This is a genomic window from Bacillus sp. C30, from assembly GCF_040838255.1.
In the GTDB taxonomy this organism is placed as follows: domain Bacteria; phylum Bacillota; class Bacilli; order Bacillales; family Bacillaceae_G; genus Bacillus_A; species Bacillus_A mycoides.
In genome coordinates this window covers 1-16902 of the sequence record NZ_JBFPJH010000053.1, presented here as the reverse complement: position 1 = coordinate 16902, position 16902 = coordinate 1, and the positions used below count along the sequence as shown (strand labels likewise).

Annotated in this window: 14 protein-coding genes and 2 pseudogenes; 1 reads left to right on the top strand and 15 read right to left on the bottom strand. The window is 36.9% G+C overall.

The genetic code is table 11. From position 1 onward, the window contains the following. The coding region (locus AB3X49_RS08460; RefSeq protein WP_367961523.1) for an exosporium leader peptide-containing protein at positions 1–362 on the bottom strand (362 nt) is incomplete at its 3' end. A 253-nt stretch (positions 363–615) separates the two neighbouring features. On the opposite strand from AB3X49_RS08460, the pseudogene AB3X49_RS08455 reads away from it, so the two are divergent. Further along, positions 616–795: pseudogene (locus tag AB3X49_RS08455) on the top strand (IS6 family transposase); the annotation flags it as partial. Positions 796–1768: 973 nt separating this feature from the next. Here the strand turns inward: AB3X49_RS08455 and AB3X49_RS08450 are convergent. The 14 genes and pseudogenes from AB3X49_RS08450 to AB3X49_RS08385 form a co-directional block, all read right to left on the bottom strand. Next, entirely contained in the window at positions 1769–2734 is a 966-nt protein-coding gene (locus tag AB3X49_RS08450) for an N-acetylmuramoyl-L-alanine amidase (RefSeq protein ID WP_367961521.1), read from the bottom strand. Beyond that, positions 2731–2961, bottom strand: a complete 231-nt coding sequence (locus tag AB3X49_RS08445) for a BhlA/UviB family holin-like peptide (protein WP_367961519.1) — start codon at positions 2959–2961, stop codon at positions 2731–2733. Before AB3X49_RS08445 ends, AB3X49_RS08450 begins: the two co-directional genes overlap by 4 nt. A gap of 91 nt (positions 2962–3052) precedes the next feature. Next, positions 3053–7102 carry a phage tail spike protein gene (locus AB3X49_RS08440; RefSeq protein ID WP_367961516.1) on the bottom strand — a complete coding sequence of 1350 codons (4050 nt, stop codon included), beginning with the start codon at positions 7100–7102 and terminating at the stop codon, positions 3053–3055. Then, positions 7099–8598, bottom strand: a complete 1500-nt coding sequence (locus tag AB3X49_RS08435) for a distal tail protein Dit (protein WP_367961514.1) — start codon at positions 8596–8598, stop codon at positions 7099–7101. Before AB3X49_RS08435 ends, AB3X49_RS08440 begins: the two co-directional genes overlap by 4 nt. Before the next feature lie 41 nt (positions 8599–8639). Further along, positions 8640–12272, bottom strand: coding sequence for a phage tail tape measure protein (locus AB3X49_RS08430; RefSeq protein WP_367961512.1), 3633 nt, complete (start codon positions 12270–12272; stop codon positions 8640–8642). 230 nt (positions 12273–12502) lie between these two features. Beyond that, the gene (locus AB3X49_RS08425; RefSeq protein WP_367961509.1) at positions 12503–12865 is read right to left on the bottom strand and encodes a hypothetical protein; all 363 of its coding nucleotides are present in this window, start codon (positions 12863–12865) and stop codon (positions 12503–12505) included. Between the two features lie 6 nt (positions 12866–12871). Next, positions 12872–13465 carry a major tail protein gene (locus tag AB3X49_RS08420; RefSeq protein ID WP_367961507.1) on the bottom strand — a complete coding sequence of 198 codons (594 nt, stop codon included), beginning with the start codon at positions 13463–13465 and terminating at the stop codon, positions 12872–12874. Continuing rightward, complete coding sequence (locus tag AB3X49_RS08415; RefSeq protein WP_367961504.1) at positions 13466–13795, bottom strand: hypothetical protein; 330 nt, start codon at positions 13793–13795, stop codon at positions 13466–13468. After that, positions 13792–14136, bottom strand: coding sequence for an HK97 gp10 family phage protein (locus AB3X49_RS08410; RefSeq protein ID WP_367961501.1), 345 nt, complete (start codon positions 14134–14136; stop codon positions 13792–13794). Before AB3X49_RS08410 ends, AB3X49_RS08415 begins: the two co-directional genes overlap by 4 nt. Before the next feature lies 1 nt (position 14137). Then, a complete protein-coding gene (locus tag AB3X49_RS08405) occupies positions 14138–14503 on the bottom strand; it encodes a phage head closure protein (RefSeq protein WP_264539873.1) in 366 nt (121 codons plus the stop codon). Between the two features lies 1 nt (position 14504). After that, entirely contained in the window at positions 14505–14798 is a 294-nt protein-coding gene (locus AB3X49_RS08400) for a hypothetical protein (RefSeq protein WP_367961498.1), read from the bottom strand. A 12-nt stretch (positions 14799–14810) separates the two neighbouring features. Next, a complete protein-coding gene (locus tag AB3X49_RS08395; protein WP_367961496.1) occupies positions 14811–15962 on the bottom strand; it encodes a phage major capsid protein in 1152 nt (383 codons plus the stop codon). 3 nt (positions 15963–15965) lie between these two features. Next, positions 15966–16721: a head maturation protease, ClpP-related gene (locus AB3X49_RS08390; RefSeq protein WP_367961525.1), complete on the bottom strand. Its 756-nt coding sequence runs from the start codon at positions 16719–16721 to the stop codon at positions 15966–15968. Continuing rightward, positions 16721–16902 (bottom strand): annotated as a pseudogene (locus tag AB3X49_RS08385) (phage portal protein); the annotation flags it as partial. The gene AB3X49_RS08390 and the pseudogene AB3X49_RS08385, both read right to left, overlap by 1 nt.

Below are 16902 nucleotides of genomic sequence, written 5' to 3'. Positions count from 1 at the left end.
GTAGGTCCTGTTTCTCCCGTTGGTCCTGTTTCTCCCGTTGGTCCTGTCTCTCCCGTTGGTCCCGTTTCTCCTGTAGGTCCAGTGCCTCCCGTTGGTCCTGTTTCTCCGGTAGGTCCTGTCTCTCCCGTTGGTCCAGTGTCTCCTGTAGGTCCTGTTTCTCCCGTTGGTCCTGTTTCTCCTGTAGGTCCCATGTCTCCCGTAGGTCCCGTTTCTCCTGTTGAGCCCGTGACTCCCGTTGGGCCTGTAGGAACTGTAACTGACGGAATCGGAGCAAATGTCGGGCCAATCAAATCTGGATTTAATCCTGTTGCAATGAGACACGTATCAAATAAAGGATGCTTTTCCCATTTTTTATTCTTCATACTTTTACCTCCAAAAATTCATATCACACTTAATACAGGTAACAAAACATAAAACGATTCATACTCTACACACTATGTTCCGCGTTTGTATAACCCGTTAATTTATACTCCCAAAGGATTCTGGTGTAAAAACTTAAAAATAACTGAAAATCCTCTTTCAATCTTGGAAATACTGATAGAATTACTTTTAAAAAGACCTGCGATCAATACAAACCCGAAAAATGTATTTAATTAGAAACACTATCAACCAGATATTATCTTATTAACTGTACGTTAGTACCCGCGGTACACCATAAGTTTTCGTGATTTAGCGGAAATGATGGATGAACGAGAGTTATCTTTGGCCCACGCGACCATTATGCGCTAGGTTCATCAATATAGACCAGAGTTAAATAAACGAATTCAAAAACATTTGAATCAAAGCAATGACTCATGAAAGTTGGATGACATCTACATTAAACATCAAGAGAAAAGATATATACTTGTATCCAGTAGGTGTAATGTTTGGTGGATTTGGATCAATAATACAGAAACATTCCTCCCTATACCTTTAAACATATTGTATTTTGTATATCTTTTTTAAGATATGTTTCATTTACCAAATTAGAAAGTTGTCCTAGTTTTTATAACCAAATTCAACATTTCTCTCTCACTCATCTTCCCTTCCATTTCAATTCCTCCAAGGAAGCGAGACTCGCCCCTTGGGGCCCCTAAGAATGTTAGAACTGTTGGGACACCCCCCTCAAGAATCCTTTTGGACATTTTAAGGATGAAACACACGACCCTGGATGAAATAACAAAAGAGCGGATTCACATAGAAACCACTCTCAAAACCAACCATTTTACAACTAATAAAGTTAGTCTCAATGTATGACTCTGCGAAATCGATAGAAAATGAAAAGAGCACACTCTTGACCAAGGATCATCCTATTTTTGTTTGCTACTTCATATAGACTTTATTTATTGTTAATAAAAGCAAATTTATTTTTTCATTTTGGTTCCGTAGACCCGAATTGCACCATATATTGTCTTTGACATAGATTCATCCATCCGCAAACAGTGCACTCCCTGGTCAAGAGTGTGCTGCTTTTTTTCACTTTACATACAACACATAGGCTTCATTTACTGCTACATAGCATGCTTTTCCTTTATGGTATTTCAACCCAAATCTAAATATAAATTCACATTAATTACTATTATTTTATTACATGTCATATCTGAAATTTGGTCACATATACTAAAAACGAACATGCTAGTTTCCTTCAAATAGATGCTTTGACCGCAAAGCATAGTACTTTTCCCAGGGGTACGCTGTTTTGCATCTGCCTATTTTAAACTTTACAAATAACTGACATACCTAGAGGAGGTTCTCTTGTATATACAAGGGACCTCTTTTAGTTTCCGTCTTACTTCACATATCCAAAGTCTTCGTTTGCTGTTACATAGTAGGTTTTACCTTTACTATTGTGCACTTTATATTGCGGAGAACCATTTACATTTACTTTCGCATCAATTGTAAATCCTAATTTTGCATCTACAGAACCAGCCACATCTTTATCCTGCCAAGATGGATCATTCTTAATCCACTGATTTCCACCAAGATTCAACCAACCATCCTTTTCAGCCCAGACAACATAAGATTCTGGTTTATTTAACTGACGAATCTTAGAATAGCTTGTACCAGGTCCTTTACGTAAATTAACGTTGTAACCTTCTATATAAGCGATACCATCTATTACTGCTGTCGGTACTTCTGCTGGTTTAGATGGTTTTTCAGGGACAGAAACATCCACGCTAGCATTATTGTATGCTCGCCCGACATCCGCTCTAAATTGAGCTTCTGAAACACCATGAGATTGTAAGTAATCAATTGGATCTTCATGATCTGTACCACCAAGGTGATGCGTTACATCGCTATGTGTCCACAATCCTTTTTCTACAGATAACCCACGGTCACGTAAGATTTTAGCTAGTAACTTAACATATTTGTCATAGCTGCGTTTGAATTTTGTATAGTCCGTTGTTTCGCATAACTCTACATGTACAAATCGCTTATTAGCAGCAGGTCCACTACCATAAGCAATGTACTTTGTATCAGCGATTTGGATTGTTTCGTCCCAATCGACTGCATAGTGAACAAATGCATTTCTCCATGTACGAGACTCATATTTTTGAATGTTAATAGCTGGAGCTTCTGGAGTGGCTGTAGAATGAGCTACAACACCCTCATATGCACCGACACCATATCTATATCCTTGCTTTGGTAAATCTGGAATTATCATTTCTCTATCTGCAAAAACACTTCCTACAGATGTGAGTAGAATAATAGAAGCCGTTGCAACTGAACTGAATACGCTAATAGATTTTTTCATTTTACATCACCATTCCCCATAATTTTTTGTTTAATATCTGATACATCATTTGCTAATGAACTAAAGGCTTTTGCTTGTTCTTCAATGACTTGTTGGTTCTTTTGGATTACTGCTTGATACTGTTCTTCACGTTGCTCATTCTTTTTTTGCGTAGTAAAAAGCATCCACACAAATAACGCTGCGAATGCTCCTTGTTGAATAACTGAATTGAAAATTGCATCTTCCATTGTTCTCATCCCCTTTGCAAAAGAAAAAGAGAAGCGAAATCGCCCCTCTTTTTTATAAAAGCCGTATTTTGTTCAATAAAAAAAGACCAGCTTATGGCTGCTCTGGTTTCTTATCAATTAATTGTTGTAGTAATAATTTTTCTAACTTTGCTATTCTGTCTTCCTGACGAACTACTAAATCCTTTAATTCGTAAAGTTGATCCTGGATGAAAACTTTCTCGCGTTTTTCTGCTTCAAGCGCTTGTTTTACCATTCCAATATCAAACTGCATATTGTCTGCTTTCCAGTCTAATTCTTGTACCGATTGCATTGTAATAGAAACCGAACTATATAATGTGACTGCATTTTTTTCTGGAGTTGTAAATACACTATCAGAATCCTCAGCGATCATACCATAGTATACAGGCAATACATCAATTTCACCTGCATCGTACTTTTCAACGTCAGAAATCATATTGTATTTTTTAATACGTACAGAGTTGAGTGTTTGTAGCGCAGAGAACTGCAAATCTTCAATGTTTGTTTTGATTTTACGAGATGAGTTAGGAATAAATTCCCTGGCCCATACGCCTCCAGTTGCTGAGATGTTTTCTTTTGCTCTTAATGTTCTTAATTCTAAATCTCGCCATGAATTGCCAAGCGTATCTTTAATTTGTAGTCCGGTGTCATAACCTGATGCAAGGCTTGACCTTATCATTACTCTACCCATGACTAAATCATGATCATTGACGCCATTGAGGAAGGTTATTTTGTTACCACTACCTTTCCTTTGGAAATTAAACTCACCATAGTTATTTGTAAAATAATGTGGTTCCGTTGTAGTCACCATGAATTTACCGTATCCTGGAGCCCATCCTACTGAGTTAAAAACAATATCATTCAAGCAATCAAAATACAATCTTCCGTCTGCATACGCATATAGATGACCACCATCATTTTGCATTTGAATATACGATGACCATATATTGTTCCCTGATCCATTTTCTCCTTTTGAGAGTCCAAATGTAGCAAAAGCTTTAGAAGGTTGCTCAGTACCGTTAATTCGTGGAATCTTTTGATAAATATAGAATGAACCTGTACCAGCGAATTTTCTGTTATCCGAACCAAGAACAAGTGCAGGTTGAATACTTCCATCATCTGTTTCCATAAATCCCATATAGCCACGTGGTTTATCTAAATCAAAAATCTTCATGTCTTGCTTATTTATTTCAACAAATCTATTTCCACTCGTTTTAAGTGTTACACCTTCTAAAACTTGTCCTTTAATATGATTTGCTGTAATAAAACCTACTAAGTTAATTCGGCTCGCATTCAATGTAATATTTTCTTTACTCATATTGAATGCTGCAATAACGCCGTTTTCTTTTACAGATATACTAACGCCTTTTTCTGTTATCTGAAGACGAGATTCCATATCTCTTACATAGGAATCTGTAGCAAATTGTCCGTTTGCTTGTTCTTTAGTATATACCTCTGTCTTTTTGGCTGCTGCATTAATACCTGTCTCATTAACAACAAAACGGTTATCGATCAGAGTCATTTTTTGATTAAATTGTTCTGTCGCAAGCTTGTTCGCTAACTCACCAAGTAAATCTTTTTTATTCTGATCAACAGTCTGCTTCAACTCAGGTATCTTAAACCCAGCAACGTAATTTTCTACTTGTTTAAGCTCGACTTTCCCTTCAAGTGCTTTTGCAGTATTTTCCCATCCAGCTTTCGCCTCTTGTAATTGTCTTCCTTGTGTTGTCTGTGTATCTTGTATCGATGAGACATTTTGTTTAATGGTGGTTGCATCTTTTTCTACAGTAGCAACACGTTTATCAAATCCACTTTGGCTATTTTCCACTTTTGTTATTGTTTCTTTGATGCCATCCACACTTTTTGTAATTTCATTTGTTTTCTTGGTGAATTCATCGGTTGTTACTTGGTTTTCTGGGGCTGGCGTCCAATCCTGCGGCTTATTCCCTTTATATAGAGCAACCCATTCTACAGTAGCTTTTGTAGTATTACTTGGAGAGTTATATAAACTTAACTTTCGTTCATTCCCACTTGTAGCCGCAACAGCTTTGAAGGTTACATAAGTTATCCCATTTGCGTAAACACTTGTTGCATATCCAACATTGCTAGACCCGCCATTCTGCCAAATTCCAAATTTTTGACCTTGAGGGACACTCCCTTTAATTACAAAGGTATATTCCTCACCTGTAGAGAAATTTTCAGTTAGAGAATATTGATTGATTAAATAATCTGTTTTCTCATATTTTACATTTGAATCTAATGCAAGGTTACGTCCCCCAGCCTTATCATTATTAACTTTCGTTTCTACACTAGTTAACTTTTCATTGATTTTACCTGCTTGCTCTGTAATTTCAGTTGTTGTTTTCTTAAGATCATTTGTTGTTTGCTGCACATCTAAAATTGTCTTTTTCGTACCTTCCACAGTTTGCTCGACTGTATTTAATTTTCCGCTAATTTCTCCATCTTTTTTCGTTAATGATTCAATAGAAGTTTTAAATCCACTAGAATCCTGTTCGAACTTAGTTACCTTCTTATCAATTTCACCTTGTTTATTTTGTACATCTGAAATCGTACGACTAACACCTTGTAAACTTTCCTTCACTTCATTTACTTGTCCTGTTGCTTGATTTTGCGCTTCCTGGACCTTTTTATTTAGCTCGTTTTTTGTGGACTCAATATCTTTATTAACTTGGTCTAAAGTTTCTTTTTTTACTGATTCAACATCGGGTACAACCGATTCCCATGCCGCACCTGTCCATATCTTCAAAATACCAGGTTTTCCATTGCTGATATCACGCCAAAGTGTTTTATAAGGCTTTAGCCCCGTTGTTGGTGGATACTTTGATTCAATGATTTCGACGGTATTATTTTTAATGTTTTCTTGTACTTTTTCAGCAAGTGTCTTTGCTGCTTCCGATTCCTTCTTAGCATTACTAGCCGTTTCGTTAGCATCTTTTACCAACTTATCTAGCTGATCTATCATTTCTTGTTTATTACCCAAAGAACTAAGGATACGATTATAAATCTTTCTTAATTCTTCATTTGGATCAACAATCTCATGATAATCACCAAACACATATTTATCTTGTGTAGGGTCTTTAAATGATTCATCACCAGCGATTGTTCTTGCTTCTAAATACAATTTAGGCGTAAAGCCTGTATCTTTAATCCGGATTGTATCGCCTTCATTAATTAACTCGTGAGCTAATCCGAATACACGCCCAATTGATTGTGCTTGGACCTCATATGAAACGGATGTATTCACACGCTTTTTTAACTCTGTATTCATAAGAGTCATTAAGCGTTTAGGATTCATATCTTGGTCTTCTGTCTCTGGACTATAGAAACCGAATTTATGCTGTCCTTTCTCATTCCATCTTTGAAAAGCATCACTGTCCACAAGATAAGGGACACCGTTATTTATTTCCGTAATAGTAACAAACTCTCCGCCTTCTTTTTTCACGAAACCCAATAAGGCTGTACAAATGTTTTGAGAGTTTTCGATCCGTTTAATTCCCATCAAATCTTTGCCGAGAGTTACTTCTTTTCCTGTTTCTCGACCACGCTTCTTAACCATATCAACATAACGACCAACGACTTGAGAACCTATGACCTCTGCGCGATATTGGATTTCTAATTCAAACAATGAAGCTATCTTTTTAAGGAGAGTCAATGGATCAATAAATTCATCAATCGTCATAGAGTGGAAACTAGCATATTCTAAATTTCCTTTTTTCCACTTCGTACCTGCAAGAGTGATATCCACCATTTCAATTACTGTCTTACCTTCTAGTTTTTGTGGAGGGATAATGCCAGCTTTAGCAAGTTGAACCCATTCACCAGATGCATAAGCGATTACTGATCTATCATCAGAATCCTTTTCAATTTCAGTAATTACATAAGGGACGATACGACCATCACGCACTTCTTTTAACACTAAATTCTGCTGCATAAGTGTGGCTGAATGCTTTGTATTATCAAATACTCGAAACTCTAATGTATCAATGTTATTTTTGAGTTCCCAATGCCTTTTATCATCCCAATAATCTTTAGGCTGAATAGATGCTACGATTTGTTCTGTTTTAAAATCAACAACATGCAATTCACCACTTGGCGTTCTCATCTGTATCTCTCCCTGTAACTGATTGTCGCTGTAACATCTGGTGGCATAATATCAATACGATTATCTCCACGTATGATTTTAGGAAACTCACTAAATATATCTTTAATATTAATGGCATCTTTTCCGTTAATCGTAACAAGGCTTCTTTCTGTATCGATAATCACTTTATCTCCTGTATCGAAAATATAAGGCTTTTTATTAGACGGGACTTTATTTATCTTCCAAATCTTTAAATCATCAATTTGCATGGTATAAACAGGTGTATTCCTATCCCATCTACAAATAGCGATCATGACTTGTGCAATTTTTCGATTCGTCATCGGATTTTGATTATTACCTGCACCCGTATCAATCCAACGTTCAACTAATGAAGCATCATCTATTTCCGTACCATCTCTGAAACGAGCTACATAAACAGACCATTCATTCCCTCTTCTTGCAATACACAATTTTCCATAAAAATTATTAAACGTATTAGGATATGCCCCACTTGTATCAACCAATACACGAGAACTATTAGGAGTTCCTTGATTACCAATTCGCATGTGTGCTTTTGTAATCTCAGCATCCCAATATAAATCATTCATGTTTATTCGAGCTACAACATTACTCGCTTCATCCAAAAGTAAAACTTCCACACGTCCCATTTGATCTATATTTTTTGACTCCAAATGCACTCTGGCTTCCATTGCGAAATCTTGAATAGGCCCACCAGGTATGCTTTTTTTTGCAATACCACCATGAAACTTTTCTGTTCCTTCTGGACCATAATATGGGCAATAAATCGCTGTTCCATCTTTCACCTTTAGTTCGCCTGTACCCTTCATTTCTTCCACTTGTCCAGTAACAGGAGTCCAACCTACAACGGATGACATTTCATCCCACAACACGCGTTCACGCTCTTGTACAGTTGATTCTTCCACAGTTAATGGATAACCAATACGGAAATAGTTTCGCTCTAAAGGATATGCACCAAACCATACATCTAAAAAAGTGCTTGGTTTTTTCACAATCATTTCAATTATTGGTGGGGCTTCTACGCTTCCTTTATTAGTAAAATTAGAAGTTATTTCTGTAGACCAATTTTGAGTAAAGGTGTGTGTATTTGTTTTCCCTAATTTATAAGGCATTGGGCAAATAAATTTTAAAGTACCTTTTCCTAGACTCACAAAATCATCAACATTAAAATCTTCATCAATAACAGCTATATATGTTCTATCTGGTTTTGTGTCAAAAGTTAGCTCAACTGCTTCTTCTGTAATTAACCAAGCTGCTATTTCTTCTTTTAACGTTTCTAAATCTGTTCCATCTGGAACGATAATTCCCACAGGAACAGGAAGTGGACGAGGATCTGTTTCCGTTCCTAATAATCTTGCACCTGGATATCCAGGTGTTTTTAAAAAATTTCTTTTTAGAGGTGCCCATGTTGGTGGACTCCATCCTTTTTCTATTTGGATATATTTTTTACGTTCATTGTTAAATGTAAAAGAGCTCATTTTGACACCTCGTTTCTCTATAAAGTAAAAGAAACCCAAACCTAAAAGTCTGAGTTTCTTCGTTCTTCTCTTTCTTGATACTCTTTTGTATATCGATAAGTTCCACGTGCCACGTCTCGACCTTCTAAAACAACAGGAACCTCAACTACCAAGTCACCACCAAGCATTGGAATTGCTCCGCCACCAGATGATCCAGACGAGTAATTAAATACTTGATTTGATACACCGTTTGTCATGGCTTGTCTGCTATTTGACATACTTCCATACACACCACTCATAACAGTCTTTAATCCTGATAACTGGCTCATAGAACTATCCATCATGCGACTTATATCACCCATTAATTGACTCATAGATCCGGTAGTACCAATCATAGTCTTAGCAATACCTTCACCAATATCTCCAAGTGTCTTTTTATTTAATGGTAAAACCGCTTCTGGTCCAGCTTCTCCTGCGCCTTGCAAGTTTCCGCCATTCATCCCGAATATTGTAGGCTTAGTGAATATACCACCTTTCGCGCGCCAATCAATATTGAGTCCAGATGGGAACGTAATATCTTTTCCTAAAACGTTTTTCGTACTAGTTTGCAAACTAAAGTGTGGAAGAGGTGGCATTTCAGGTTTTGGGATTTTCAACTTTAAACCCTCAAAGAATCCCTTGATTTTATCGATGAATCCCTTTACCCCGTCAACCGCATCTCTTATTGGGTCCATAATAAATCTTTTCGCTGCTTCAAATTTTTCTTGTGCAGCATTCTTTACAGCATCAAATTTCTCACGCGCAGAATTATACAAACTCTCAAACTTTTCTTTAGCTGAATTATAAGCCTCTGTAGCTGGTTGAACTACATATTGCTTCACTAAATTCCAAGCTGAAAGTGTATAGGATTTTATTTTTTCCCAATTTCCTAATATCCAGTTTGCTAAATCTCCAAGTTTTTCTTTCGTTGTATTCCACAATTCTTGCACTGGCTGGATAACATACTGTTTTACCAGGTTCCATCCTGCCAACGTATAAGACTTAGCCAGCTCCCATTGTGAACTTAACCAAGAAACTAAATCGCTGAACTTTTCTTTCACCAAGCTCCAAGTCTCCTGGACTGGTTGAATAATATATTGTTTAAATAATCCCCACGCAACTTGTGCCACAGCTTTTGCAATTTCCCATTGTGTACCAAGCCAAGTGACCATTTCACCGATTTTTGTACTTACCCAGTCGTAAGCTTCTTGAATCGGTTGAATAATAAATTGAGAAATGGCTGCCCAGGCAATTTGCGCTCCAGCTTGAATAAGTAGCCAACCAGCTTCTAAAACGGTAGAAACCGCCGAAATAATTGGATCTAATACAGTAAGAATTGTATTCCAGGTTTCCTGCCAAGCCTGTACTAGTGTCCCCCACAGTTCTGAAGCTGTTGTAACTAAAGAAGACCACCAAGAGAATGCTGTTTCAACAATTCCAGACCATAAACTACTAAAAAATTCGCCTATCGGATCAAAGAAACTATGCATCATTTCAGTGAACGAGGCCCAAGCCCCAGAAAAGAATTCAACAATAGAATTCCAGGTACTACTACATATTTCACCTATACCCGTCCACAAATCGCTAAAAAACTGACCAATGGGATCAAAAAATGAATGCATCGTTTCTAAAAATGAAGACCAGGCTTCACTACAGGATTGGGTTATACCATCCCAAAGTTCTATTAAATATTCCTTAATAGAATTCCATGTTTCTATCGTCCATTTTTTGATGTCATCCCAATTTTTATAAATAACGACACCTAAAGCAATTACGGCCGCTATAATAATAGGAACTATGGCGACAATTCCAGCTGCAACAAGTGTTCCAACTCCTAATGCTGTTTCCACAGCCCCTACTATACTCATTATCACTGAAACTATTGGAGCGAGTGCTAAAATAGCACCTGAAATAATGCCAATAGCTGTTGCGATAGCTACCAATGTAGCGGTTAATTTTGGATTATTTGAAATCCATTCGGCCACTTTGGAAATAACATCCGCTATAACACTAAGAACTGGCTTAAGTGCTACTTGTAAATCTTGCATTGCTTTTTGAAACTTAACTGCTGGACTTGCATCCATTTTTTTTATGGATTCATTTAAGTTATCCTGATTCTTTTGGAAGTCTACAGTTTTTTCCGAAGCGCTTATTAAAGTATTGGTTAAATTTTGCCCTTGATCTTCAAACATTGTGGCTAGAACTTTAACCCCCACTTGATTTCTTTTTACCGGGTCTTCTATCCCTTCAATGGCTTTAGCTACTTCTACCATAGCTTTAGAACCGTCACTTCCACCTTTAGCGACAGCCGCGCCCCACTTTTCTATTTGTTCTGTAGCAATACCAGATCCGCTAAGCGATTCTTTTAAGGCTTTATCCGCTCCTTGTGCAAATTCAGTTAATTTTACTCGTCCTTCTTTCAATCCATCTAAGAGATTATCAATATTCCAACTACCCGTTTCAACGCCTGCTTCCATAATCGCTTGGACTTCTTCAGCTTTAAAACCTGCACGAGTCAGCTGACTTCCGTATTCGGCAATGATATCTAGTTGCTCTGGTGGAAATCCCATTTTTAGCAACGCATCAACCATACCAAGAGCACTTTCTTGAGTTATCCCTAATTCGTTTCCTATTTCGTATGTTTCTTGAATTAACTCTGTGTAGTCTATACCCTCATAAGCTTGAGATATAACAGCTGCTCCTTTGGCAATTGCTGCATTCGCTTCGTCGCTTACATTTTTATTTAAAGCCCATTGCCTACGTACACCCTCCAAAGATGCTTCTGTATCTACTCCATAAGCGGTTACGCCTCTTATTGCTTCTTCCACTGATTTTTTTGAGGACTCTGGAACGTCAAACGTGATATCGATTTTTGTTTTCAACTTTGACATATCCATTGCTTTTTCAATCGCAGTTGCAATACCACCACCGGCAGCCATACCACCTATGACGTTTTCTAATCCTACCTTTAGACCTTCAAACTTCTTCTCTGTTCTACCAGCTTCTTGTTGTAAATCTCTTAATTCATTTCGTACTTGTTGTATTGAGTTTCCGGCATCCAGAGAACGAAGCGCACGTTGTAACTTTTCAATATCGGCTTCTGTTCCTAATGCTTCACGACCAATAAGACCAATTGCTTGTTCTAACTGTCGACTTGTAGCTGATCCGCTTTTAATTGCATTTACAAGACGATTACCTAATGCTCCTGCAAAATCATCAACGCTTTTTCCTGTAGCACTAAATAAAGTTTCTAGTTGTCGTGTTGAACTCGCTACATTCTCCTGTTCGGCTTTCATATTACCAAGCTTGTTCTTCAGACCATCAAGTGACCCTTGTGTAAATTCAATTTCACGCCTAAATGAGCGGTACTGTTCTTCTGAAATTTTTCCGTTTTGAAATTGCTCTTGAACCTGTTGCTCCGCTGCTTTTAATTTATCGAGCTTTTGTGTAGTGTTTTCAATTTGTTGTGTAAGTAACTGTTGTTTTTGAGCAAGTTCCTCAACGTTACCAGGATCAAACTTTAATAAACGTTCAACATCTTTTAATTCTTTAGCCAAAGAATTACTTTGTTTATTCACATCTTTTAAGGCATTTTGTAATGGTTGAGTGTTCCCACCGATTTCAATCGTAATCCCTTTGATTTTCCCTCCTGCCATCATCTCACCCCTTTCTTAGAATGAATCAAAGTCTTTTTGATTTGCTTTACGAGTTTTTTCCTTGTCTGGATTCTCCATTTCAGCAAATTCAGCAATGTAATCAAAACAATCACCAATTGTCATGTCTTCTAAATCCCAACGTGTTAATCTCGCTTTATAACAAAGAGCAAGGAACGTATCAGTGGTTAATTCTTCATCACTGAAAGTCCCTTGCTTTTCATCATTTCCTGTTATTTTTTTTTTGCTCCCATAGTAAGTTGAACTAGTTCCATTATTTCTGGCATGATTTCTTCAATAGGGAATTCTTCAAATTCATCCAGCCACGTCATAGGATCAGGAATACTTGAATCAGCCGTTTTAGCGAATAACCAAGTTAAGTCATAAATAAGTTCAAAGTCCACTTTACTTATATCAACATTAGACATATCAATTGGTTGTTCTGACCCATCTGGTGTAGTTAAAGCATTAATTGCTCCTAACCCCATCATATCTGCAAATAAATTACGTCTGAATTGTGCCTTATATCGTTTAACTGTTGCCGCTGTGCTTTTTAATCGAACTTGTTTTCCATCTATAGTAATTGTCTTTTCCATTTATAATTACGCTCCTTTTGGTGCTGCCGGTGTTTTTACATATACTTTTTTGTACCAGTCGTTATAAATTGCTTGTGTTGTTTTAGCAGTTGTTTTCGTTTTAACCATTGGTCTTCCACCAGGTGCTAAAATAATTGGGCTAGAAACAAACTTCAGTTCATTTGTATTTGGTTCAGCAGAACTTGTTTTTGTTTTAGATGCAATCGTTGGACGACTTGCTGAACAGTTATACATAACATGACGGGTTGCGTTCACATCACCATCAAACTCAAATAATAAGGCGAATGGTTTTCCTTTTGCATCAGCTAATTCATTTAATACGCCATCCGTTTCGTCTAATTCCTCACCAAGTGCATCAATAGCAAATTGCTCTGGAATAGTCGCAATGGACAACGTTCCATCATAGCCTTGGTTGTTACTTGCCGCGTAATAAAGCATGTCATCTGCATAGAATTCAATTAAATCACCGCGTGGCTCAAAAGTTAGTTCAACTCCACCAAGTAATGGAATTGGTGTCCCGAATTTAACTAAAAAATCCTTAGTATCTAATGGTACATAATGTACATTTTTCAAACCGAATGTTACCTTGTTTTCATTCATTTACATCAACCTCGTTTCATAAAATTTTTGATACATTTTTTCAGATTCTATAAAAGTCCCATACGAGTCATAAGGAATCTCATGATCGTCTAGGACTTGTTCTAGCTTGGCTTCTGCAGCTAAATCTTTCTTAGCTGTATAAAGCTCTATATTTACATCATTTATCTTGTGATACACCTTGTTATCAGCCATGAGATTGGCTGAGCCGTCCACAAGAAAACAAATATAAGGTGGCGGTGGAACTGGATTGGTTGGCGTTGCTGTGAAATGCGAATAAGCCACAGGATAACCTGTAGCTTCAAGAATTTTTGTTAGTTCTCCTAATGTCATTGTTGAACCGCCCTTTCGATACGTTTTGGCAATTCATCAATTACATACTCTTCAACTGGACGAATATGAACTTGTGCTGGAACTCGACCACCACCGACTTTCGCATGTCCCTTTTCTAAAAAATGCGTTAATTGTCCTTGCGTATTATGAAGGACAACACCATTACCTTCTTTTTTCTTACGCCATCCTTTACGATAAGCACCTGTTTTTTTAGGACTATTTTGCTTTAATTTACCTACAGCAATATCGCCCACTTCATCAATTTCATTTTCTAAGTTTTCTTCCACAACATTTGCATACCTTTGTAATTCTCTAGCAATCTCACTCGCAAAATCATTCATATTAAGTATGCTCCTTTGCGATAATGGTCAATGTTTGATACATTTCATCATCATTCATTGGCGGTTCGATGATATCGAAGGTTCTATGTCCTGTTTTATCCTTCAAAATAATTCTCATTAATTCTGTAATTCCCGCTGTGTAAGGAATTACAAACCGATAAATCCGCGTGGACTGTGAAGCCGAAGCTTCAATGTACTCTGAACCTTTTATCGTTTTTATCATCGCCCATGCTTTTTTAACTTCTTGCCAATTACCAGTTTCAATTTCTTGATTTAATTCATCTTTTATTACTTCAGGCTGCTCAAAAATAATTCGATTTCTACAATCACCTGTATTCAGTGGCTTTTTATACTGAAAAGGACGCATTTTATTCACCGCCCAACTTAATTTCTTCTAAAGCTTTTCCGATGCTTAAACTATTAATCTGACTTAAAAAATTCTTGTCAAAATACTCTAAAGCATCGTTGTAAACGTAACGAGAGCGTTCAAAGACTAACTCCTTGAACACCTCGTCATTATTAAGATCATAATCACCACAAACTCTGACTAAATCTTTATTGGATGCAAATAAGATGCGTCTTAGGTTATCATCTTCATCATCACCTAATCGCATCCTATCTTTGAATTGCTGTAATATTTCATTTGAAATTACTGTTTCCATTTACATCATTCCTTATTTAGTTGCTGGTGGTGTTTCCTCAAGGCTTAATGTGTAAACTTGTGAAGTATATTTGTCCTTCGGCTTACCCGTAGCATATTGTTTAGCAATATAAAGCGTTGCATCCTCTAAAGCTAATGTTTCTTCATATTTTTTAATTGGCTCCGTTCCACCCATTGCTGCAATATACTCTCCTTTAACAAAAAACAGGACCTTACCTTGAGGTACAAATACTGATTCTGTAGGAGTTGGATTGAACGGTAAGCTTGTCACATACACTCCAGCCGCATTTTGAATTGTTGCATTTGCTTGGATATCAAAAGTATCAAACGGATTTGTTACCATAACGACTTTCCCAGCAATATTTTTTGGTCTGTCTGCATCAGTTTTCCCATCAGGATTTAGCTTTTTAGCCAGTAATTTAACAACGCCTTTTAATTCATTGATTGTTTTGCGACCTGGTTCAAACGTTAAAGTCCCTGCTGTTTTTTTATCTGGATATACTCCTCCAACAACACTTCCACTTGGATCTTTTAACAATCCGATAGGCTCATCTTTACCTGTACCAATTACAAATCCACGTTCTAAACCTACAGACATAGCTTCTGAAATCATTGTACGAACATATCGTTCCACCCATACCGGACCAAGTTTAAGCATGTCATTTGCCAATGGGATAAATGCCGTTAATTTAAGTTGAGAGATAGACTCTTTTCGGAATGTAGCATTTAGTTGTCCTTTAATATCACCGAATAATGGTCCCCATACAGCCGCACCTTCTGGATCTCCATAGATAAATTCTGTCACAGCACCTAAGTTTTCTAATCCGATATGTTCTAACAACGGATGACCTTGAACTAAATCATCAAAAATTCGTTCTTGTGTTGTCTTAGGTAATGTTTCAGTATCTTTAAATCCACCATCTTGAACGACTGCATTAAAGAACTTCATTTCTTCACTTGTTAATACATTCGCACCACGAGATTGCATAATAGAACGATCTACCATTGATTCATTTACTTGATTTAAAATATCTGAACGAACATCTGTAGCAAGTGCTTCAATCATGGAGTTTAATGCTGCTGTTTGTTCTTCTGGTGTACCTTCTTGTGTCGCTTTTGCAAAAGCTAGTTTTTTATCTTCAAAGTTATTAAATTTAATTACCATAATTTATTTTCCTCCTAAATTTAAAAAGAGCGTACTCAGATTCTGTTTTGTTTTAACAGGCTCTTGAATAGGCTCTTTTGGTTTTTGATTATTTGGCTGTTTCGTATACTTAGCTACTAAATCTTCTTTAAAATTTTCTACAAATTCCTCTTCTTCTTCTTCCTCTTCCTCTTCTTGCGTATCATCTATTTCAATTTCATCAGCAATTTCATCAGCTAAACCAAGAGCAACTGCTTCCTCTGCTGTTAGCCAAGTTTCATCCTTTAAAAGCTGTTTTAATTCTTCATCTGTTCCAACAAAACGTTTCTTATAAGATGCCGCTAAAGCTGAATCAATCTTTCGTAGATCTCGTGCTGTTTTTTCAAAAAGATCTGCATTTCCATATTCAAAGGTACTCGCTTGATGAATCATCATCATAGTATTGCTAGGCATAATGATTTTATCACCTGCCATTGCAATTACAGATGCGGCACTAGCTGCCCAACCATCAATATGAACTATAATTTCAGCATCATGTTGCTTTAGCTGATTACAAATGGCTACACCATCAAATGCAGAACCTCCACCTGAATTAATATGAACATGGATTTTTTCTGCTTTTACATCTTGAATTTTTCTTCTTACAGCTTCAGCATTATTTTCACTAAACCATCCACCGATTGACCCATAAACAGTTAGCTTGTACTCATTTTCACCTTTGGCTTCAAAGCGAATATCTCGTTTTAAATTTAAAAGCTTATTCATACTCACATGCTCCATCATTTCTCACCTCCTTCAGATTCATCTAATTTTTTATAGTTTTTCGTAATATGATGGATATTTAGATTTGGATCATCCGAGTATTCATATCCAACTTCTAATCGAATTTCATTTCCGGTAAATGCGCTTGAAGAAATAAGTTTATCGATGCTTGTCGCAAGATCAAATATACTTTGATAAG

Coding starts and splice junctions, on each gene's coding strand:
- AB3X49_RS08450 (WP_367961521.1), bottom strand. CDS start 2,734: ATGAAAAAATCTATTAGCGTATTCAGTTCAGTTGCAACGGCTTCTATT.
- AB3X49_RS08445 (WP_367961519.1), bottom strand. CDS start 2,961: ATGGAAGATGCAATTTTCAATTCAGTTATTCAACAAGGAGCATTCGCA.
- AB3X49_RS08440 (WP_367961516.1), bottom strand. CDS start 7,102: ATGAGAACGCCAAGTGGTGAATTGCATGTTGTTGATTTTAAAACAGAA.
- AB3X49_RS08435 (WP_367961514.1), bottom strand. CDS start 8,598: ATGAGCTCTTTTACATTTAACAATGAACGTAAAAAATATATCCAAATA.
- AB3X49_RS08430 (WP_367961512.1), bottom strand. CDS start 12,272: ATGGCAGGAGGGAAAATCAAAGGGATTACGATTGAAATCGGTGGGAAC.
- AB3X49_RS08425 (WP_367961509.1), bottom strand. CDS start 12,865: ATGGAAAAGACAATTACTATAGATGGAAAACAAGTTCGATTAAAAAGC.
- AB3X49_RS08420 (WP_367961507.1), bottom strand. CDS start 13,465: ATGAATGAAAACAAGGTAACATTCGGTTTGAAAAATGTACATTATGTA.
- AB3X49_RS08415 (WP_367961504.1), bottom strand. CDS start 13,795: ATGACATTAGGAGAACTAACAAAAATTCTTGAAGCTACAGGTTATCCT.
- AB3X49_RS08410 (WP_367961501.1), bottom strand. CDS start 14,136: ATGAATGATTTTGCGAGTGAGATTGCTAGAGAATTACAAAGGTATGCA.
- AB3X49_RS08405 (WP_264539873.1), bottom strand. CDS start 14,503: ATGCGTCCTTTTCAGTATAAAAAGCCACTGAATACAGGTGATTGTAGA.
- AB3X49_RS08400 (WP_367961498.1), bottom strand. CDS start 14,798: ATGGAAACAGTAATTTCAAATGAAATATTACAGCAATTCAAAGATAGG.
- AB3X49_RS08395 (WP_367961496.1), bottom strand. CDS start 15,962: ATGGTAATTAAATTTAATAACTTTGAAGATAAAAAACTAGCTTTTGCA.
- AB3X49_RS08390 (WP_367961525.1), bottom strand. CDS start 16,721: ATGGAGCATGTGAGTATGAATAAGCTTTTAAATTTAAAACGAGATATT.